The 19,209-nt window shown below is 59.9% G+C and carries 31 protein-coding genes and 1 pseudogene; 2 read left to right on the forward strand and 30 right to left on the reverse strand.

The window, feature by feature from the left end:
* From AACZ55_RS10405 to AACZ55_RS10415, 3 genes and pseudogenes are all read right to left on the reverse strand, one after another.
* Window positions 1–107, reverse strand: a pseudogene (locus tag AACZ55_RS10405) (RluA family pseudouridine synthase); the annotation flags it as partial.
* 72 nt (window positions 108–179) lie between these two features.
* Complete coding sequence (locus AACZ55_RS10410; protein WP_339645916.1) at window positions 180–1,508, reverse strand: replication-associated recombination protein A; 1,329 nt, start codon at window positions 1,506–1,508, stop codon at window positions 180–182.
* A gap of 17 nt (window positions 1,509–1,525) precedes the next feature.
* The gene (locus tag AACZ55_RS10415) at window positions 1,526–2,917 is read right to left on the reverse strand and encodes a Do family serine endopeptidase (protein WP_339645919.1); all 1,392 of its coding nucleotides are present in this window, start codon (window positions 2,915–2,917) and stop codon (window positions 1,526–1,528) included.
* Between the two features lie 219 nt (window positions 2,918–3,136).
* On the opposite strand from AACZ55_RS10415, the gene AACZ55_RS10420 reads away from it, so the two are divergent.
* Both AACZ55_RS10420 and AACZ55_RS10425 read left to right on the forward strand, forming a co-directional pair.
* On the forward strand, window positions 3,137–4,288 hold the full coding sequence (locus tag AACZ55_RS10420; RefSeq protein ID WP_339645922.1) for a hypothetical protein: 1,152 nt from the start codon (window positions 3,137–3,139) through the stop codon (window positions 4,286–4,288).
* Window positions 4,288–4,845: an AAA family ATPase gene (locus tag AACZ55_RS10425; protein WP_339645925.1), complete on the forward strand. Its 558-nt coding sequence runs from the start codon at window positions 4,288–4,290 to the stop codon at window positions 4,843–4,845. Before AACZ55_RS10420 ends, AACZ55_RS10425 begins: the two co-directional genes overlap by 1 nt.
* Window positions 4,846–4,903: 58 nt before the next feature.
* On the opposite strand, the gene rplQ is transcribed toward AACZ55_RS10425, so the two are convergent.
* The 27 genes from rplQ to rpsJ all read right to left on the reverse strand — a co-directional run bounded on the left by rplQ (window position 4,904) and on the right by rpsJ (window position 19,089).
* On the reverse strand, window positions 4,904–5,332 hold the full coding sequence (gene rplQ / locus AACZ55_RS10430; RefSeq protein ID WP_338610430.1) for a 50S ribosomal protein L17: 429 nt from the start codon (window positions 5,330–5,332) through the stop codon (window positions 4,904–4,906).
* A 34-nt stretch (window positions 5,333–5,366) separates the two neighbouring features.
* Window positions 5,367–6,383: a DNA-directed RNA polymerase subunit alpha gene (locus AACZ55_RS10435; RefSeq protein ID WP_338610661.1), complete on the reverse strand. Its 1,017-nt coding sequence runs from the start codon at window positions 6,381–6,383 to the stop codon at window positions 5,367–5,369.
* A 96-nt stretch (window positions 6,384–6,479) separates the two neighbouring features.
* Entirely contained in the window at window positions 6,480–6,872 is a 393-nt protein-coding gene (gene rpsK, locus AACZ55_RS10440) for a 30S ribosomal protein S11 (protein WP_014130813.1), read from the reverse strand.
* A gap of 120 nt (window positions 6,873–6,992) precedes the next feature.
* Window positions 6,993–7,361, reverse strand: coding sequence for a 30S ribosomal protein S13 (gene rpsM / locus AACZ55_RS10445; protein ID WP_014130814.1), 369 nt, complete (start codon window positions 7,359–7,361; stop codon window positions 6,993–6,995).
* 186 nt (window positions 7,362–7,547) lie between these two features.
* A complete protein-coding gene (locus AACZ55_RS10450; RefSeq protein WP_339645930.1) occupies window positions 7,548–8,114 on the reverse strand; it encodes an adenylate kinase in 567 nt (188 codons plus the stop codon).
* Window positions 8,111–9,445 (reverse strand): preprotein translocase subunit SecY, encoded by a 1,335-nt coding sequence (gene secY / locus AACZ55_RS10455; RefSeq protein WP_338610426.1) that lies wholly within the window; start codon window positions 9,443–9,445, stop codon window positions 8,111–8,113. Before secY ends, AACZ55_RS10450 begins: the two co-directional genes overlap by 4 nt.
* A 149-nt stretch (window positions 9,446–9,594) precedes the next feature.
* Complete coding sequence (rplO, locus tag AACZ55_RS10460) at window positions 9,595–10,074, reverse strand: 50S ribosomal protein L15 (protein WP_339645932.1); 480 nt, start codon at window positions 10,072–10,074, stop codon at window positions 9,595–9,597.
* Between the two features lie 15 nt (window positions 10,075–10,089).
* Window positions 10,090–10,278 carry a 50S ribosomal protein L30 gene (gene rpmD / locus AACZ55_RS10465; RefSeq protein ID WP_014130818.1) on the reverse strand — a complete coding sequence of 63 codons (189 nt, stop codon included), beginning with the start codon at window positions 10,276–10,278 and terminating at the stop codon, window positions 10,090–10,092.
* A 23-nt stretch (window positions 10,279–10,301) separates the two neighbouring features.
* Complete coding sequence (gene rpsE, locus AACZ55_RS10470) at window positions 10,302–10,832, reverse strand: 30S ribosomal protein S5 (protein WP_014130819.1); 531 nt, start codon at window positions 10,830–10,832, stop codon at window positions 10,302–10,304.
* Between the two features lie 47 nt (window positions 10,833–10,879).
* A complete protein-coding gene (gene rplR, locus AACZ55_RS10475) occupies window positions 10,880–11,233 on the reverse strand; it encodes a 50S ribosomal protein L18 (protein ID WP_338610423.1) in 354 nt (117 codons plus the stop codon).
* Between the two features lie 12 nt (window positions 11,234–11,245).
* A complete protein-coding gene (rplF, locus tag AACZ55_RS10480) occupies window positions 11,246–11,779 on the reverse strand; it encodes a 50S ribosomal protein L6 (protein WP_338610422.1) in 534 nt (177 codons plus the stop codon).
* Between the two features lie 121 nt (window positions 11,780–11,900).
* Complete coding sequence (gene rpsH / locus AACZ55_RS10485) at window positions 11,901–12,299, reverse strand: 30S ribosomal protein S8 (protein WP_338610421.1); 399 nt, start codon at window positions 12,297–12,299, stop codon at window positions 11,901–11,903.
* A 13-nt stretch (window positions 12,300–12,312) separates the two neighbouring features.
* Window positions 12,313–12,618 (reverse strand): 30S ribosomal protein S14, encoded by a 306-nt coding sequence (rpsN, locus tag AACZ55_RS10490; RefSeq protein ID WP_264227502.1) that lies wholly within the window; start codon window positions 12,616–12,618, stop codon window positions 12,313–12,315.
* 36 nt (window positions 12,619–12,654) lie between these two features.
* Entirely contained in the window at window positions 12,655–13,209 is a 555-nt protein-coding gene (rplE, locus tag AACZ55_RS10495) for a 50S ribosomal protein L5 (protein WP_338610419.1), read from the reverse strand.
* The gene (gene rplX / locus AACZ55_RS10500) at window positions 13,202–13,516 is read right to left on the reverse strand and encodes a 50S ribosomal protein L24 (RefSeq protein WP_014130825.1); all 315 of its coding nucleotides are present in this window, start codon (window positions 13,514–13,516) and stop codon (window positions 13,202–13,204) included. Before rplX ends, rplE begins: the two co-directional genes overlap by 8 nt.
* Window positions 13,516–13,884 carry a 50S ribosomal protein L14 gene (gene rplN, locus AACZ55_RS10505; RefSeq protein WP_014130826.1) on the reverse strand — a complete coding sequence of 123 codons (369 nt, stop codon included), beginning with the start codon at window positions 13,882–13,884 and terminating at the stop codon, window positions 13,516–13,518. Before rplN ends, rplX begins: the two co-directional genes overlap by 1 nt.
* 76 nt (window positions 13,885–13,960) lie before the next feature.
* Window positions 13,961–14,194 carry a 30S ribosomal protein S17 gene (rpsQ, locus tag AACZ55_RS10510; RefSeq protein WP_338610416.1) on the reverse strand — a complete coding sequence of 78 codons (234 nt, stop codon included), beginning with the start codon at window positions 14,192–14,194 and terminating at the stop codon, window positions 13,961–13,963.
* A gap of 10 nt (window positions 14,195–14,204) precedes the next feature.
* Window positions 14,205–14,405, reverse strand: a complete 201-nt coding sequence (gene rpmC, locus AACZ55_RS10515) for a 50S ribosomal protein L29 (RefSeq protein WP_014130828.1) — start codon at window positions 14,403–14,405, stop codon at window positions 14,205–14,207.
* 12 nt (window positions 14,406–14,417) lie between these two features.
* On the reverse strand, window positions 14,418–14,831 hold the full coding sequence (rplP, locus tag AACZ55_RS10520) for a 50S ribosomal protein L16 (RefSeq protein WP_264227497.1): 414 nt from the start codon (window positions 14,829–14,831) through the stop codon (window positions 14,418–14,420).
* 14 nt (window positions 14,832–14,845) lie between these two features.
* Complete coding sequence (rpsC, locus tag AACZ55_RS10525; RefSeq protein WP_264227496.1) at window positions 14,846–15,556, reverse strand: 30S ribosomal protein S3; 711 nt, start codon at window positions 15,554–15,556, stop codon at window positions 14,846–14,848.
* Window positions 15,556–15,936, reverse strand: coding sequence for a 50S ribosomal protein L22 (rplV, locus tag AACZ55_RS10530; RefSeq protein ID WP_338610415.1), 381 nt, complete (start codon window positions 15,934–15,936; stop codon window positions 15,556–15,558). The genes rpsC and rplV overlap by 1 nt, the downstream gene beginning before the upstream one ends.
* A gap of 2 nt (window positions 15,937–15,938) precedes the next feature.
* Window positions 15,939–16,217 (reverse strand): 30S ribosomal protein S19, encoded by a 279-nt coding sequence (gene rpsS, locus AACZ55_RS10535; RefSeq protein ID WP_014130832.1) that lies wholly within the window; start codon window positions 16,215–16,217, stop codon window positions 15,939–15,941.
* Window positions 16,218–16,220: 3 nt separating this feature from the next.
* The gene (gene rplB, locus AACZ55_RS10540; RefSeq protein ID WP_338610414.1) at window positions 16,221–17,060 is read right to left on the reverse strand and encodes a 50S ribosomal protein L2; all 840 of its coding nucleotides are present in this window, start codon (window positions 17,058–17,060) and stop codon (window positions 16,221–16,223) included.
* 23 nt (window positions 17,061–17,083) lie between these two features.
* Window positions 17,084–17,377, reverse strand: a complete 294-nt coding sequence (locus tag AACZ55_RS10545; protein ID WP_338610412.1) for a 50S ribosomal protein L23 — start codon at window positions 17,375–17,377, stop codon at window positions 17,084–17,086.
* Window positions 17,374–17,994, reverse strand: coding sequence for a 50S ribosomal protein L4 (gene rplD / locus AACZ55_RS10550; protein ID WP_338610411.1), 621 nt, complete (start codon window positions 17,992–17,994; stop codon window positions 17,374–17,376). The genes AACZ55_RS10545 and rplD overlap by 4 nt, the downstream gene beginning before the upstream one ends.
* Entirely contained in the window at window positions 17,994–18,689 is a 696-nt protein-coding gene (rplC, locus tag AACZ55_RS10555; RefSeq protein WP_338610410.1) for a 50S ribosomal protein L3, read from the reverse strand. The genes rplD and rplC overlap by 1 nt, the downstream gene beginning before the upstream one ends.
* Before the next feature lie 91 nt (window positions 18,690–18,780).
* Window positions 18,781–19,089, reverse strand: a complete 309-nt coding sequence (gene rpsJ / locus AACZ55_RS10560) for a 30S ribosomal protein S10 (protein WP_014130837.1) — start codon at window positions 19,087–19,089, stop codon at window positions 18,781–18,783.
* Window positions 19,090–19,209: the final 120 nt, after the last annotated feature.

Here is a 19,209-nt window from a genome sequence, read left to right on the forward strand (position 1 = left end):
TTTTGTAGGCGTCCAAAACTCAGGTCTGGGAAATGCACCGAGAACCAGCGGTCGAGCCGCATCCCGTCCTCATCCGCCGCCACTTCCCGCAATTGCACGCCGCTCATAAAACTCTGTCCTTTGTCATTCGCGGTCGTTCTAGCGGGAAATCGCCCCGCCGTCATGAGCGAAGTCGCTGTTTAGCTGTCGCGCTTCGCCGCGCGCAATTTCCCGAAATAGTCCATCCGCTTCTTGATATCGCGCTCGAACCCGCGCTCGACGGGCTGATAGAAATCCTGCCGCCCGATCTTTTCGGGAAAATACTCCTGGCCCGAAAACCCCTCGGGGGTGTCGTGGTCGTAGATATAGCCCTCGCCATACCCCTCCGACTTCATCAGCTTGGTCGGCGCATTGAGAATGGCCATGGGCGGCGTCGGCGAGCCGGTCTTTTTGGCCAGGGCCAGTGCTCGGTTGTAGGCATTGTAAAGCGCGTTCGATTTCGGTGCCGTGGCCAGATAAACCACCACTTCGGCCAGCGCCAGTTCGCCCTCGGGCGAGCCGAGCATGTGATAGGCGTCCTTGGCGGCCGTGGCGATGGGAAGTGCCTGTGGATCGGCCATGCCGATATCTTCGACCGCCATGCGGATCAGCCGCCGCGCCAGATACATCGGATCCTCGCCCGCATCGATCATGCGCGCGAAATAATAGAGCGCCGCATCGGGATCCGATCCGCGCACAGTCTTGTGCAGCGCCGAAATCAGGTTGTAATGCCCGTCCTGGCTCTTGTCGTAGATCGGCGCCCGCCGCTGAACCAGACGCGCCAGCCCTGCAGGATCTAAAACGTCATCCGGTCCGGTTGCGGCAATGATCTCCTCGATCAACCCCAGCATGGCCCGCCCATCGCCATCGGCCAGCCCGATCAGCGTCTGCCGCGCGTCCTCATCGAGCGGCAGTGCCTTGCCCAATTCCTCTTCGGCCCGCGTGGCAAGCGCATCGAGATCGTCACGGTCGAGACTGGTAAACTTGAGCACCTGCGCGCGCGACAGAAGCGCCGCGTTGAGCTCGAAACTGGGGTTCTCCGTCGTCGCCCCGACCAGCACCACGGTGCCATCTTCCATGACGGGAAGAAAACTGTCCTGCTGCGCCCGGTTGAAGCGATGGATTTCATCGACGAACAGCAGCGTACGCTGCCCGGCCCGCCGCGCCGTGCGCGCCGTTTCGAACACCTTCTTGAGGTCCGCTACCCCCGAAAAGATCGCCGAAATCTGCTCGAACCGATAGTCCACTGCATCGGCCAGCAACCGCGCCACTGTCGTCTTGCCGGTTCCCGGCGGCCCCCACAGGATGAGCGAACCCAGCCGCCCCGACGCCAGCATCCGCCGCAGCGTGCCGTCGGGCCCGATGATATGGGTCTGCCCGATCACCTCATCGAGCGATTTCGGCCGCAGCCGGTCGGCCAGCGGCCGGTCGGCGCCCGGTTCATCCGTCGGTCGGGAGGCTGGAAGGTCCTCGGGAAAAAGGTCGCTCATCGCACCTCACAAAACTATCATCCGCTCACCACCGAACGGATGACCCTGCCTTCGCGTTGCAGGATGATCTGCCAGGCGCGCGGGCGCTGGCTGGCTAGGGATTCGAAGGTTTCAATATCACGAATTTCCGTGCCGTTCAGCGCAACGATCACATCGCCTTGCTCGAGCCCCATGCGCGCCGCCGGGCTTCCCGCCTCAACCTCGACGACGGCGACCCCCTGCGTTGAAAAGCCCAGCCCCAATTGCTGCGCCAATGCGGGGTTCAGTTCAGCCGCGCTGACCCCTGCAAATCGCGTATTGCCCGAAATCGTCGCCTGCCGGTCCGAAGTCGCGGGCGGCGCCCCCATTTCCAGTGCGGCAGTCGTCTCGGCGCCGTTCCGCCACAGCGTCAATTCGGAGATCGAGCCGACCGGCTTGGTCGCAACGCGATAGTTGAGCGCTTCGGGGTCCTGAACCGCCACCCCATCGATCGCGGTGATCACGTCGCCCGAAGCCAGCCCTGCCGCCTCGGCCGGGCTGTCGGGCGCGATTTCAGTTACCAGTGCCCCGCGCGGCGTCACCAGTCCCAGGCTGGCGGCCAGGTCGGCGTCCAGCATCTGCATCTGCGCGCCGAGCCAGGGCCGCATGATCTCGCCACCCGCCGCGCCCGCATCGGCGATCACCCGCGCCATATTGGAGGGTATGGCGAACCCGATGCCCTGCGAGCCGCCCGAGCGGGTAAACAGCGCCGTGTTGATACCGACCAGTTGCCCGTTCATATCGACCAGCGCACCGCCCGAATTGCCCGGATTGATCGCTGCGTCGGTCTGGATGAAGAATTGATAGTCGGTCATCCCCATGCCGGTTCGCGCCAGTGCCGAAACGATACCGCTGGACACCGATTGCCCCACTCCGAACGGATTGCCGATGGCCAGAACGAGATCGCCGACCTCCAACTGGTCGGAATCGGCAAATGACACGAAGGGAAACTCCCCCGCCCCATCCTCGGCCCTGAGCACGGCCAGATCGGTAGAGGGGTCGGCCAGCACCAGTTCGACGGGATATTCCCGCCCGTCATTGAGCACAATCCGAATATCGGTCGCCCCTTCCACGACGTGATTGTTGGTGAGGATCATGCCATCCGCACTGACAATCACGCCCGACCCCAGCGATTGCGAGGTCTGCGGCCGCTGGTTGAAGAGCGGCGAGCGACCGAAAAACTGGTCGAAGAAAGGATCGCCAAAACCGCTCTGCTGCTGGGTGACCCGGGTTGCATAGACATTGACGACCGCCGGCGCGACCTGCTGGACCACCGGCGAATAGGAGAGTTGGATTTCCTCCTGGCTCTGCGGCACCGTCCGCTCGACCTGGGCAAAGGCCGCGGCAGGTGCGAGGACCAGAAGAATAGCAACAATCGACTTGCGGAACATGGGGAGACTCCGGAGCTTGCAACGCGCGTCAGAGGTTAGTCGCCAAGGCTCCGGTTTCAAGTGACAAGCTCGTAAGGTTGGCGGCAAAAGCGTGGCAATTTTGACCCCGCACAAAGAATCGTCACAACCTGTCTCTATAGGCGAAATTGGCCATTGCAGAGGGGGGCAATGAGCCCTATACACGCGCGCTTTCAACCCCCGTACAAGGTATCAAGGTCAATGGACCACGCGCCGTCTCGCACATACGCGAACACCGCAGAACTGATCGCCACCGAGGAACCCGACTATCCGAGTTTCCTGTTTTCCGAACGGCTTCTGGTCGATGCAATAAATACCTTCAAGGCGGGCTTTGATGGCCTGTTGACCTATGCAGTCAAATCCAATCCTTCGCCCCATATCCTCGAGATCATGAATCGCGAGGGGCTCAAGGCCTACGATGTTGCCTCCAACACCGAGATGGCCCTGATCCGCAAATACGCGCCTCAAGCCGGGATGCACTACAACAATCCCATCAAGTCTCGTCGAGAGATCGAGCGCGCCTATTCCGAATTCGGGGTTCGCTCCTTTACCATCGACCATGTGGCCCAGCTCGACCAGCTCGCCGCCGTCATCCCGCCCAGCGAGGATGTCGAGGTGACTGTGCGCTTCAAGGCCGGCAAGGCGCTCAAATCCTACGATTTCGGCACCAAGTTCGGCGTTATGGAGGAGGGCGCCATCGCGATCTGCACATTGGCCAAGGCCATGGGATATTCGACCTCGCTGTGCTTCCACGTCGGCAGCCAGTGCGAGGAAGCCTATGCCTATGAGCGCCACATCGCCGCTGCAGGGCGCATCGCCCAGGCCTCGGGCATCGAGCTCAAGCGCCTCAATATCGGCGGCGGCTTTCCCGCCCCCTACATCACCAATTCGGCCCCGCCCCTCGACGTCTATTTCGAGACCATCCGCAACGCTGTCGCCGATACGTTCGGCTCGAACAAGCCCGAACTGATTGCCGAGCCCGGACGCGGCCTATCCACGGGCTGCACATCGCTCCTGCTGCGCGTCAAACACGTGCGCGGCGAACAGTCGGTCTATCTCAACGACGGCGTCTATGGCTCGCTGATGGAAGCGATGATCCTTGAGTTCATGCCGCCGATCCGCGTGTGGCGCGGCGACAAGGTGCTGACCGGTGAGAGCTGGGACTTCAAGATCTTCGGGCCGACCTGCGACAGCTACGACGTCATGCCCCAGACCTTCATCCTGCCGGCCGCCATCACCGAGGACGATTATATCGAGTTCGGCCTGATGGGCGCCTACACGCAGGCCTCCCTCACCCCGTTCAACGGCTTTGACCGTCGCGACCTCTATTGGGTCGACGACATTCTCGTGTGATGGACGCCGGCAACGGCCAATTGCCGCGGCCCGAAGCACTCGGGCCGCGGATCATGGTGCTCGGTCCGACGAACTCGGGAAAATCGACACTCACTGAAGCGCTTGGAATGCGGCTCGGCGTCCCTGCCATTCACCTTGACCGGCTGCGGCACATACCCGGCACCGATTGGGAACAGCGCCCCGACGCCGAATTCGCGGCTCTGCACGATGCTGCTATCGCCGAGCCGGCATGGATCATGGACGGCTCCTATTCGGTCCTGATGCCACAGCGCGTGGCGCGGGCCACCGGCATCATCGTGCTCGATGAAAATCTTGCCGTGCGCACCCTGCGCTATTTGCGCCGCAGCCTATCCCGGCGGCGTCGGGCTGGCGGACTCGAAGGGGACCGTGACTCGGTCAAATGGGAGATGCTTGCCTGGCTATGGAAGACCCGCAACAAGGCAGAGGGAACCCGTCAGAGCGCAATTCAAACAGGGCTGCCGCATGTCTTTTGCCGGAGCACGAGGGAGCTCAAAGTCCTCTATGCAGCATGGGGCCTAAGCCAAGCCGATCTGTAAGAACGAAAAAAGGCGGCTCACAAGCCGCCTTTTCAATTCTACAGCAGGAAGAAACCGCCTACGCGGCTTCGCTCTCTTCATCACGCGTGAAGTCGGCGGTCGGGCCGGAATCCTTGCCCCGGGCCTCGACGTCGCGATCGACGAACTCGATGATGCCGACCGGGGCATTATCGCCGTGACGGAAGCCGGCCTTGAGGACGCGGGTGTAGCCACCATTGCGGTCCTTGTAACGCGGGCCCAAAATATCGAACAGCTTCTTGACCATGGTCTCATCGCCGATCTGGGCGATGGCCTGGCGGCGGGCATGCAGATCGCCGCGCTTGCCAAGGGTGATGAGCTTTTCGACGATCGGACGCAACTCCTTCGCCTTGGGCAGGGTCGTCACGATCTGTTCGTGCTTGATCAATGCTGCGGACATGTTCTTGAACATCGCCTTGCGATGCGAAGAGGTCCGGTTCAGTTTGCGGCCGGCTTTACCGTGGCGCATGGTACTCTCCTAGTAGCTTTTGGCCCGCGGAAGATCAGTAGTGATCTTCGTAACGCTTGGCGAGGTCTTCGATGTTTTCGGGCGGCCAGTTGTTGACGTCCATCCCGAGATGGAGCCCCATCTGGGCCAACACTTCCTTGATCTCGTTGAGCGACTTGCGCCCGAAGTTCGGCGTGCGGAGCATTTCCGCTTCCGTCTTCTGGATGAGATCGCCGATATAAACGATGTTGTCGTTCTTGAGGCAGTTCGCCGAACGCACAGACAACTCGAGTTCGTCCACCTTCTTGAGCAACGCCGGGTTGAAGGCGAGTTCGGGTGTCGAATCCTCTGCCTTTTCCTTGGTGGGCTCTTCGAAATTTACGAAGACCGAGAGCTGATCCTGAACGATGCGGGCCGCAAAGGCCAGCGCGTCTTCGGGGCTGATCGCGCCGTTGGTCTCGATCTGCATGCTCAGCTTGTCAAAGTCCAGGTTCTGGCCCTCACGGGTCTTTTCGACCTTGTAGCTGACGCGCTTGACCGGCGAGAACAGAGCATCGACGGCAATGTAACCGATCGGTGCATCTTCGGGCTTGTTGCGGTCGGCCGGAACATAACCCTTGCCGGTATTGACCGTGAACTCGATATTGATCTCGGCACCGTCATCAAGGTGACAGATGACAAGGTCAGGATTGAGCACTTCGATGTCGCCGGTGGTCTTGATGTCGCCAGCGATGACGGCACCCGGACCCTGCTTGGAAAGCGTAAGGCGCTTGGGCCCTTCGTCTTCCATCTTGATGGCGATTTCCTTGATGTTGAGAACGAGATCTGTCACGTCCTCACGCACGCCGGGAATCGACGAGAATTCATGCAATACGCCATCGATCTGGATGGCGGTGATTGCCGCACCCTGCAGCGACGAGAGCAGAACCCGGCGCAGCGTGTTGCCCAGGGTCAGGCCATAACCGCGTTCAAGCGGCTCGGCGACCACGGAGGCGACGCGCGCGGAATCGCTGCCCGGAACGACGTCGAGCTTGGTCGGCTTAATCAGTTCCTGCCAGTTTTTCTGGATCATCACGTCCAACTTCCTTTTTAAAATCGCGGCCCTGCCCGGCCGCCATGCCGCAAACCGTAAAAGAACCCCGGCTGGCCCTGCCGAGGTCCATTCACATCAGACGCGACGACGCTTGCGCGGCCGACACCCATTATGCGGAATGGATGTAACGTCCCGGATGGAAGTGACAGTGAAGCCGGCAGCCTGAAGGGCACGCAGTGCCGATTCACGACCTGAACCCGGGCCACGAACTTCGACCTCAAGGGTCTTCATGCCGTGTTCCTGCGCCTTCTTGGCAGCGTCTTCTGCAGCCATCTGGGCTGCGTAAGGGGTCGATTTGCGCGAACCCTTGAAACCCATCGTACCGGCGGAGGACCAGGAGATCGTATTGCCCTGAACGTCGGTGATGGTGACCATCGTGTTGTTGAACGAGGCGTTCACATGTGCAACGCCAGCACTGATATTCTTGCGCTCGCGGCGGCGAACGCGCGTAGTTTCTGCTTTAGCCATTTACTTCCTCTAGTGATCTCTAGCGCCGCCGTGGTTCCAGCGGCTACACCTCAAGAAACCCGAAGTGGAACGTTCCGGCCGGACACTACTGCCCGCCCCTGCCGCTCCATCCCGGCTTTCTTATTTCTTCTTGCCCGCGATGGCCTTTGCAGGGCCCTTGCGGGTACGGGCATTGGTGTGGGTCCGCTGACCGCGCACCGGCAGACCGCGACGATGACGCAGGCCGCGATAGTTGCCCAGATCCATCAAACGCTTGATGTTCATGGCAACCGAACGGCGAAGGTCACCCTCGACCTGATAGTCACGGTCGATGGTTTCGCGAATCTGGATAACTTCCGCGTCGGTCAGCTCATTCACGCGCCGCTCGGCCGGAATGGACACCTTTTCGCAGATTTCAGAGGCCATCTTCGGCCCAATCCCGTGAATATACTGCAACGCGATAACCACGCGCTTGTTCGTCGGGATATTGACGCCAGCAATACGAGCCACGTCGGATCTCCTAAATTGATATGAGGACGTTACCGTCCCGTTTCGTTCAACAACAAGGGACCGGCATCCGACCCCCTTCTCTATACGGAAGGAACCGAATCCAGCCCTCGAAATTTCTGAGACTGGGCGCGGTTCTAAGGACTCACGGCATCAAAGTCAACACCGCCGCAAGCCCAATCGTTTCGGTCAGCTGATCGCTGACTTGATCGCGGCTGTTACATCCTCGATCGGTGCCATTCCATCCACTGATTTGAGCAGACCCTGCTCGGAATAGAACGCCACAAGAGGCGCTGTTTGCTGGGTGTAGACATCGAGACGCTTGCGCAGCACCTCTTCATTGTCGTCCGCCCTTGCGCCGCCGCTTTCCTTGGCCCGATTGATGATGCGTTCGACCAGCACATCGGGATCGGCCGTGATTTCAATGACCGCGTCGAGGTGAACCCCCTTGCGGTCGAGCATGTGGGTCAAGGCCTCAGCCTGCGCAATGGTGCGCGGGAAACCATCGAGGATGAACCCGTTCTCGCAGTCGGGCTGATCCATGCGCTCGGAAATGATGCCGGAAACGATGTCGTCGGAAACCAGATCCCCGCGATCGACAATCGCCTTGGCTTCCAGACCCAGCCGAGTCTTGTCGGCAATGGCCGCCCGGAGCATGTCGCCCGTCGAGAGCTGCGGAATGGAATAGGTCGATACCAGAATCTGTGCCTGCGTACCCTTGCCCGCGCCCGGCGGACCCAAAAGAACCAGTCTCATCTTTTCCGTCCCCCTAGACGTGATTTCTTGACCATGCCCTCATATTGCTGCGCGATCAGGTGGCTTTGAATCTGGCTCACCGTATCCAGCGTCACTGTAACCATGATGAGCAGCGAGGTACCGCCCAGAAAGGCCGAGATGTTGAGCTGGCTCAAAAACACTTCCGGGATCAGCGCCACGATGGTCAGATAGATCGCACCGACCACGGTAATGCGTGTCAGCACGTAATCGATATGCTGCGCCGTTCTTTCGCCCGGACGAATGCCCGGAATGAACCCGCCCGAGCGCTTGAGATTGTCCGCCGTCTCGGTCGGATTGAAAACGATCGAGGTGTAAAAGAACGCAAAGAAGATGATCATCCCGGCAAACAGCGCCAGGTAGAGCGGCTGGCCCCGCCCGAGCAGCGCCGAGATGTACTGCAGCCATTGCGGAGCATCGCCCTGCGCAGAGAACGTCGCGATCGTTGCCGGCAACAGCAGCAGCGAGGACGCGAAGATCACCGGGATAACACCGGCCGTATTGAGCTTGAGCGGCAGGTGCGAAGTGTCGCCCTGATACATCTTGTTGCCCACCTGGCGCTTCGGATACTGGATCAAAAGCCTGCGCTGGGCGCGTTCAAAGAACACGATGATCCCGATCACCACAATGGCGCCAACCAAAATACCGACGACGGCAATGGTCGGCAGCGCACCGGTGCGGCTCAGTTCGAGCGTCTGGGCAATGGTCGCGGGCAACGAGGCCACGATACCGGCAAAAATGATCAGCGAAATGCCGTTGCCGACACCGCGCGCGGTCATCTGTTCACCCAGCCACATCAGGAACATGGTGCCGCCAACAAGCGTGATGACGGTCGAAATACGGAAGAACCAGCCCGGATCCGCCACGACGCCTTCGCTGGCTTCGAGGCCCACGGCGATGCCATAGGCCTGAACGGCGCAGAAAATGACCGTGAGATACCGGGTGTACTGGTTGAGCTTGCGCCGCCCGCTCTCGCCTTCCTTCTTGAGCGCCTCAAGGCGCGGAGAAGCCGTCGACATCACCTGGATGACGATGGAGGCGGTAATGTAGGGGATCAGATTGAGCGCGAAAATCGCAAGCCGTTCAACGGCGCCACCGGCGAACATGTTGAACAGCCCGAAGATGCCGCCCTGCGCCTGCTGAAACGTCGACGCGAAAGCATCAGGGTCGATGCCTGGAATCGGAATATAGGTGCCGAGTCGGTAAACCAGCAACGCGCCAAGGGTGAAGAAAATCCGCTTCTGGAGTTCCTTGGCCTTCGAAAAGGTCGAAAAACTCAAGTTTCGGGCCAGTTGCTCGGCTGCAGACGCCATAACGGCTCCCTCTGAAGTGGCTTATAGAGCAAAGGAACGGGCCACATGGGCCCGCGGAAAAGACAATGCTCTGATATAGTCAGAGCGCGCCCTTATGCAATCCCCGTATTCGGGAAGATTACCAGGGCGCGCTCGAAACATTGTAACGACTATTCGGCGTCGGCAGGCTTGCCGATCAACTCGACTTTGCCCCCGGCCGCTTCGATGGCAGCGGCGGCACCAGCGGAAACGTGGTTGACCTTGAAGGTAACCTTCTTGGCCTTGAATTCACCGCTGTTGATCAGGCGAACGCCGTCTTTGGCGCGGCGAATGACGCCGGCCTTGACCAGTGCTTCTGCATCCACGACGCCCTTGGCGTCGAGCTTGCCGCTGTCGATATAGGCCTGGATGCGGTCGAGACGAACAGCATTCCACTTCTTGGCGAAGGGATTGTTGAAGCCGCGCTTGGGCATCCGCATGTGAAGCGGCATCTGCCCGCCTTCAAAGCCATTGATCGAAACGCCCGAACGGGACTTCTGACCCTTGACGCCACGACCACCGGTCTTGCCAAGACCAGAGCCGATGCCGCGACCGACGCGTGCCCTGGCTTTGGTGGCGCCGGCGTTATCGGAGATCTCGTTGAGTTTCATAATACCAAATCCCTCTTACTGCTCGTCCACGACGCGGACGAGGTGAGCGACCTTGGAAATCATGCCGCGCACCGACGGCGTGTCTTCCAGCTCGCTGCGGCGATGCATCTTGTTCAGGCCCAGGCCCACAAGTGTCGCGCGCTGATCTTCCTTGCGACGGATCGGCGAACCGATCTGCTCGACGATGACGGTCTTTTTAGCCATTGTTTCTCTCCTCGAGCGCTCTATCAAGCCTCGACGGCGGCTTCGCCGCGACGTGCCTGCAACTCGGAAACCTTGAGACCGCGACGGGCCGCCACCGAACGGGGGCTGTCAACGTTCTTGAGCGCGTCGAACGTGGCGCGAACCATGTTGTAGGGATTTGCCGAACCCTGGCTTTTGGCAACGATATCGTTGATACCAAGGGTTTCGAAAACGGCGCGCATCGGGCCACCCGCGATGATACCGGTACCGGCCGGAGCCGCACGCAGGATCACCTTGCCGGCGCCGTGACGGCCCTGCACGTCATGGTGCAGCGTACGCGCTTCGCGCAGCGGCACGCGGATCATCTGACGCTTGGCCTGCTCTGTTGCCTTGCGGATGGCTTCAGGCACTTCACGCGCCTTGCCATGACCGAAACCGACACGGCCCTTCTGATCACCAACCACCACGAGGGCAGCAAAACCAAAGCGACGACCGCCCTTTACCACCTTGGCAACACGGTTGATATGCACCAGGCGATCGACGAATTCGCTATCGCGTTCTTGAGTGTCTCTCATCGTTCCTACCAGTCTTTTTTCTCTTTTATCTTGTAAGGAGCGTTCGCTTAAAAGCTCAGCCCGCCCTCGCGGGCGGCATCGGCCAGCGCCTTGACGCGGCCATGGAACAGATACGACCCGCGATCGAACACAACGTTCGAAACACCAGCCTTGGTGGCGCGGACAGCAAGTGCCTTGCCAACTTCAGAGGCTGCGGCCTGATTGGCGCCGTTCTTGATCTTGAGATCTTTTTCGAGCGAAGAAGCGGACGCCAGCGTCACGCCATTCGCATCGTCGATGATCTGTGCGTAGATATTTTTTTCCGAACGGAAGACCGACAAGCGCGGACGACCGTTGGCACGGGCCTTGAGAGCCCGACGAACACGCGCCTTGCGCCGTTCGATACCAGAAAGCTTAGCCATCTCGACCAATCCTTACTTCTTCTTGCCTTCTTTGCGGTAGATGTGCTCATCCGCATAGCGCACGCCCTTGCCCTTGTAGGGCTCCGGCGGACGAAACTCACGAATGTCGGACGCGACCTGTCCGACCTGCTGCTTGTCGATACCCGTGACGACGATTTCCGTCTGGGTGGGCGCTGCAAGCGAAATCCCGTCGGGCGCCTTGAAGATCACTTCATGGGAAAAGCCGAGGGACAGCTTGAGGTCCGAGCCCTGCATCTGGGCACGATAGCCGACGCCCGTGATGGCGAGCTTGCGCTCAAAGCCAGTCGAGACGCCGGTCACGATGTTCTGCACGAGCGAGCGGGACAGACCCCAGGCCGAACGGGCCTCACGGCTGTCGTTGACAGGGGTGACAACGACGCCGTCATCGGTCATCTCGGGCTTGACCAGATCAACGAGCACCACAGAAAGCTCACCCTTGGAGCCTTTTGCGGTGACCTTCTGGCCGTCCACTGTGACCGTCACGCCGCTGACCGGTGCTACCGGCTTTTTGCCAATACGCGACATATTAAATTGCCTTTTCGTTGTGTGAAGGCAGGCTTTCACCCTGCCCGCTTCCGATCACACGGAAACTCCAAACGTATGTGCACCACGCCGGTCGGCTGAAACGACCGGCATGAAACACGTCTTAGAAGACGCGGCAGAGGACCTCACCGCCAACGTTTTCGGCACGTGCCTTGTGATCGGCCATCACGCCCTTGGGGGTGGACAGGATCGAAACACCAAGACCATTGCCAACAACCGGAATATTCTTGACCGAGGCATAAACCCGGCGACCGGGCTTCGACACGCGCTGAATTTCCCGGATAACCGGTTCGCTTTCCGAGTACTTCAGCTCGATGGCGAATTCGGGAAGGCCGTTTTCGTTGGTCTCTTCCGAATAGCCACGAATGTAGCCCTCGGCCTTGAGAACGTCGAGCACATGAGCGCGAAGGCTCGAAGCGGGCGTACGGACGACATCGCGACGGCGCATCTGCGCGTTGCGGATGCGGGTCAGCATATCGCCGAGAGGATCTGTAAGAGTCATCTTCGTTCTTTCCTTACCAGCTCGACTTGACCAAACCAGGGATCATGCCCATCGAGCCAAGCTCGCGGAGCGCGATACGGCTCAGCTTGAGCTTGCGATAGTAGCCGCGCGGACGACCCGAAACCTCACAGCGGTTGCGAATGCGAACCGGCGAAGCGTTGCGGGGCAGCTCGGCCAGCTTGAGCTGGGCAGCGAAACGCTCTTCAAAGCTCAGCGACGCATCCTTTGCCTTGGCCTTGAGCGCAGCCCGCTTGGGTGCATACTGCTTGGCGAGCTTGGCGCGGCGCTTGTTTTTCTCGATGGAGCTAGTCTTAGCCATCTAAGTCTCTCTTTCGTCTCTTTTCCAGTTATCCGCTTACTGGCGGAACGGGAAATTGAAAGCCTTGAGAAGCGCGCGCGCTTCTTCGTCGGTCTTTGCCGTGGTGCAGACGATCACGTCCATGCCCCAGACCTGGTCGATCTGGTCATAGTTGATCTCGGGGAACACGATATGTTCCTTGATGCCCATGGCGTAATTGCCGCGGCCATCGAAGCTCTTGGGGTTCAGGCCGCGAAAGTCACGAACGCGCGGCAACGCGACGTTGACCAGGCGGTCGATGAATTCATACATCTGGGCACGACGCAGCGTGACCTTGACGCCGAGCGGCATGCCTTCGCGGACCTTGAAGCCGGCGATCGACTTGCGCGCATAGGTGACGACGGGCTTCTGGCCGGCGATCTTTTCGAGATCGGCCAGGGCAGCCTTCACCTTCTTGGAGTCGGCAACCGCTTCGCCGACACCCATGTTGAGAACGACCTTCTCAAGCTTGGGAACCTGCATCGGGTTGACGTAGTTGAAGGTCTCGGTGAGACCGGCACGCACCACATCTTCATAATGTGTGCGCAGGCGCGGAAGGTATGTCTCAGCCATCGATCACTTCTCCAGAACGCTTTGCGACGCGCTTTTTGACGCCGTCTTCGATCTTGAAGCCGACGCGGGTCGGCTTGTTGTCCTTGGCATCGACCAGAGCGATATTGCTCAGGTGAATGGGGGCTTCCTTGGTGATGATGCCCGCATCCTGGCTCTGGGTCTGCTTCTGGTGACGACGCACCAGATTGATGCCGGAAACCAGTGCCTTGGTATCGGTCGGCATGACCTGAAGCACCTGGCCGGTCTTGCCCTTGTCCTTGCCAGTCAGCACGATGACCTTGTCACCTTTTTTGATCTTGGCAGCCATTACAGCACCTCCGGCGCGAGCGAAATGATCTTCATGTGGCTTTTCGCGCGCAGCTCACGAGGAACCGGGCCAAAGATACGGGTGCCGATCGGTTCCTTGTTGTTGTTGATGATCACCGCCGCATTGCGGTCGAAACGGATCACGGTGCCATCGGGGCGACGGATGTCGGATGCGGTGCGAACCACCACGGCCTTCATCACCTGGCCCTTCTTGACGCGGCCGCGCGGGATGGCGTCCTTGACCGACACAACGATGATGTCGCCAACAGACGCATACTTGCGATGCGAACCGCCCAGCACCTTGATGCACATAACACGACGAGCGCCCGAATTATCGGCGACGTCGAGGTTCGTCTGCATCTGAATCATGACTGGTTGCCTTCTTTAATTACTGGTCCGCGTCCGGTATCCGGCACGGCACTAGATCTCTTTGTGAGCTCTTGCGTTATGCCGGATGAACCAGCGTCCAACGCTTATTCTTGGAGATCGGCGCACATTCTTCGATCTGCACCACATCACCGACCTTGGCCGCATTGGCTTCGTCGTGGGCGTGGTACTTCTTGGACCGGCGCACGGTCTTTTTCATGATCGGGTGTGTAAAGCGGCGCTCGACGCTCACCACAACCGTTTTTTCGTTCGTATCGGAGACCACTGTCCCCTGCAGGATACGCTTGGGCATTTGTGTCTCCTTACTTTCCGGCCTGCGCCTTCTCGGCGATCACGGTCTGAACGCGCGCGATATCGCGGCGGACCTTGCGCACCTGAGAAGTGTTTTCCAGCTGCTGGGTAGCGCGCTGGAAACGCAGGTTGAACTGCTCTTTCTTCAGATTGACGAGCTCATCCTTGAGTTCGTCGACCGTCTTTGCTCTAACGTCGCTCGGCTTTGCCATCGCTGTACGTCCTTAATCTGCAATGCGGCTGACGAACCGCGTCTTGATCGGCAACTTCATGGCCGCCAGACGCAGAGCTTCACGCGCAATCTCTTCACTTACGCCGTCAACTTCGAACATGATCCGGCCGGGCTTGACGCGGGCTGCCCAGTATTCAGGAGCACCCTTACCTTTACCCATACGGACTTCGGTCGGCTTGGACGACACGGGCACATCCGGGAAAACCCGGATCCACACACGACCGGCACGCTTCATATAGCGAGTCATCGCGCGGCGTGCGGCCTCGATCTGGCGGGCGGTTATACGCTCAGGTTCCTGAGCCTTCAAGCCATATTCGCCAAAATTCAGGTCGGTGCCGCCTTTGGCGGCGCCGTGGATCCGGCCCTTGTGGGCCTTGCGGAACTTCGTACGTTTCGGTTGCAGCATTTTTTTTAGTCCTATCAGCTTGCAGCCGGACCGCGGCGGCCCTGACCGCCGGAGTCACCACCTTCGGTGGCACGGCGCTCGTGAGCCATCGGATCGTGTTCCATGATCTCGCCTTTGAAGATCCAGACCTTGATCCCGATGATGCCATAGGTGGTCGCGGCTTCGGCAACACCATAGTCGACGTCGGCACGAAGGGTGTGAAGCGGCACGCGGCCTTCACGATACCATTCGGTCCGGGCGATATCGGCACCGCCAAGACGGCCACCAACATTGACGCGGATGCCCTGGGCGCCCATGCGCATTGCCGTCTGCACGGCACGCTTCATGGCACGGCGGAACGCCACGCGGCGCTCGAGTTGCTGGGCGATGCCCTGTGCGACCAGCGTTGCGTCGGTTTCCGGCTTACGCACTTCAACAATGTTGATGTGCACTTCCGAATTGGTGAACTTCTTGACCTTGTTGCGGATCTTCTCGATGTCCGCACCCTTCTTGCCGATCACGATGCCCGGACGCGCCGAGTGGATCGAAATGCGGCATTTGCGGTGCGGGCGCTCGATAACGATCTTGGAAACAGCGGCCTGCTTGAGCTCTTTCTCGAGCATCTCGCGAATCTTGAGATCTTCCTGCAGGAGCGAACCATATTCGCCCTTGTTGGCGTACCAACGGGAATCCCAGGTGCGGTTGATACCGAGGCGAAGCCCGATCGGATTAACTTTCTGGCCCATCAGACGGCCTCCTCGACTTCACGGACGACGATGGTCAGATGCGAGAACGGCTTCTCGATGCGCGCGCCGCGACCGCGGGCACGGGCATGGAACCGCTTCATCACCAGAGCCTTGCCAACGAAGGCTTCCGAGACCACCAGGGAGTCTGTATCCAGACCATGGTTGTTTTCGGCGTTCGCGATGGCGCTTTCCAGGGTCTTCTTGACCGAAACCGAAATCCGCTTACGCGAGAATTCGAGTTCGGCAAGAGCCTTCTCGACCTTCTTGCCACGGATCTGTGCGGCGACCAGGTTGAGCTTCTGGGGGCTTGTGCGCACCATGCGAAGGACGGCTTTCGCCTCTGTGTCCTTGAGCGCGCGTTCACGCTTTTCCTTGCCCATCGTTACTTCCTCTTCGCCTTCTTGTCGGCCGCGTGACCGTAATAGGTGCGCGTGGGCGAAAACTCACCGAACTTGTGGCCGATCATATCCTCGGAGACATTCACCGGGATGTGCTTCTGACCGTTGTAGACGCCAAAGGTGAGGCCAACGAACTGCGGCAGGATGGTGGAGCGACGGCTCCAGATCTTGATCACTTCATTGCGGCCCGATTCCCGGACCTTGTCTGCCTTCTTCAGCAGATACCCGTCGACGAACGGGCCTTTCCAGACGGAACGTGCCATGGCTTACCTGCCCTTCTTGAGGTGCCGCGAGCGGACGATAAACTTGTCCGTCGCCTTGTTGGTGCGGGTGCGCTTGCCCTTGGTCGGCTTGCCCCACGGAGTAACCGGGTTACGGCCACCCGAGGTGCGGCCTTCACCACCACCATGGGGGTGATCGACCGGGTTCATCGCGACACCGCGAACATTCGGACGCCGGCCCAGCCAGCGATTGCGGCCGGCCTTGCCGATCGAGGTATTGGAATGGTCCGGGTTGGAAACCGAACCGACGGTTGCAAGGCACGAGCCATGGACCAACCGCTGCTCACCCGACCCCATGCGAAGGATCGCCCAGCCCGAGTCACGGCCAACATATTGCGCATAAGCGCCGGCCGAACGGGCCATCTGGCCGCCCTTTTTGGGCTTGAGCTCGATGTTGTGCACAATCGTGCCGACCGGCATACGCTCAAGCGGCATGGTGTTGCCCGGCTTCACGTCGACGGCGTTCATCGACGAGATCACCTTGTCACCAGCGGCAAGACGCTGCGGCGCCAGGATGTAAGCCTGCTCACCATCATCATAGGTTACCAGAGCAATGAACGCGGTCCGGTTGGGATCGTATTCAAGGCGCTCAACGGTACCCTGGACGTCGAACTTGGTGCGCTTGAAATCGACCATGCGATAGCTGCGCTTGTGTCCGCCGCCTCGTGCAAACGAAGTGACGCGGCCGTTACTGTTGCGGCCACCCGACTTGGAAAGACCCTCGGTCAGTTTCTTGACCGGGCCACCCTTCCAGAGCTCGGACCGGTTGATGCCGACAAGTTGGCGGCGGCCCGGCGAGGTGGGATTGTATTGTTTCAAAGCCATTTGAACTCTTCCTTCTCGCCTTCTTACAGACCGGTCGAAATATCGATGGTCTGACCGTCAACGAGGGTAACGACGGCCTTCTTGACGTCCTTGCGGGTGCCAAGCATGTTGCGGAACCGCTTGACCTTGCCCTTGCGGACGATGGTGTTGACAGCCTTGACCTTGACTTCAAAGAGCGCCTCTACGGCGGCCTTGATTTCCGGCTTGGTTGCGTCGATGGCAACATCGAACACGACCTGACCGTATTCCGAAGCCATGGTGGACTTTTCAGTCACGACCGGATTGCGGATGATGTCGTAGTGCTTGAGCGCGCTCATTGGAACCGGCCCTCCAGCGCAGCGAGAGCGTCCTTGGTCAGGACCAGCTTCTCACGACGCAGAATGTCGTAAACGTTGATGCCCTGAGCCGGAAGCACGTCGATCTGGGGAATGTTCCGCGCGGCGAGCGCGAAATTGGTATCCAGTTCGGTGCCACCGATAATCAGCGCACTGGAAAAACCGAGCTTACCGAAGATGGCGCGAAGTGCGGCAGTCTTGGGCGCTTCGGCAGTCGCCTGGTCGATGATGACGAGATCACCTGCCTTGGCCTTGGCAGAAAGAGCATGCTTGAGAGCAAGCGCGCGGACTTTCTTGGGCAGCTCGATCGCGTGGCTGCGCGGGGTCGGGCCGAATGCGCGTCCACCACCTCGGAAGATGTTGGAACGACGCGAGCCGTGACGTGCACCGCCGCCGCCCTTCTGGCGACCGAATTTCTTGCCGGTCTGGGCAACTTCAGCACGATTTTTAACGTCGTGCGTACCCGACATGCGCTTGAGGAGCTGATAGCGCACCATGCGCTGGATCAGATCGGCGCGAGGCTCGAGACCGAAAACGGTGTCGTCGAGAGTGACCTTGCCGGCCGACTTACCCTCAAGGGTTGTGACCTGGAGTTCCATTATGCACTCTCCCCATTGGCTGCGGCCTTGAACGAACCGGGCAGCGCAACACCTTCCGGACGCGGCTTCTTGACGGCGTCGCGGATCTGGATCCAGCCGCCTTTGGAGCCCGGAACCGAACCCTGGACCATGATCAGCCCACGCTCGACATCGGTCTTGACGACCTTGACGTTCTGGGTCGTGACCCGCTCGGCACCCATGTGCCCAGCCATCTTCTTGCCCTTGAACACCTTACCGGGGTCCTGGTTCTGACCGGTCGAGCCGTGCGAGCGGTGCGAGACCGACACGCCGTGCGAAGCCCGCAGACCACCGAAATTGTGACGCTTCATGGCACCGGCAAAGCCCTTGCCGATCGAGGTGCCCGTAACGTCCACAAGCTGGCCTTCAATGAAGTGGTCGGCCTGAAGTTCGGCACCCACATCGATGAGGTTGTCTTCGCTCACACGGAACTCGACGACCTTACGCTTGGGCTCGACCTTGGCAGCGGCGTAATGCCCGCGCTCGGCCTTGCTCACATTCTTGACCTTGACCGAGCCGGCGCCGAGTTGCAGCGCGACATAGCCGTCCTTGTCCTGCGTCCGCTGGCCCACCACCTGGCAGCCCTGCAGCGCCAGAACGGTAACGGGTACATGAGCGCCGTCATCGGTGAAGATGCGGGTCATTCCCAGCTTCTGTGCGATCAATCCAGAACGCATCGGTTGTTACCTTCTCTTTATCTTGCGGCTTTCCGGGTCATTGTTTCCCAAGAGGACCCACCAAAACGAAAACCGCGTCTAAACGCTTAGCTTAGAGCTTGATTTCGACGTCGACACCGGCGGCGAGATCGAGCTTCATCAGTGCATCCACCGTCTGTGGTGTCGGATCCACGATGTCCAGAAGACGCTTGTGAGTCCGAATTTCGAACTGCTCGCGGCTCTTCTTGTCGACGTGGGGCGACCGGTTGACGGTGTATTTGTCAATTCGCGTCGGCAGCGGAATGGGTCCGCGAACCTGCGCGCCTGTGCGCTTGGCCGTGTTGACGATCTCGCGAGTCGAATTGTCGAGCACGCGATGGTCGAACGCCTTGAGCCGGATGCGAATATTCTGACCGTTCATTGTGTTCTATCCCGAAAAAAGGACCACGGCGCGCGCCATTCGCGCACCGTGCTCTCAATTGGCTCGTTAAGCGACGATTTTGGAGACGACGCCGGCGCCGACGGTGCGGCCGCCTTCACG

Source organism: uncultured Pelagibacterium sp. (assembly GCF_963972885.1).
GTDB classification, from domain to species: domain Bacteria; phylum Pseudomonadota; class Alphaproteobacteria; order Rhizobiales; family Devosiaceae; genus Pelagibacterium; species Pelagibacterium nitratireducens.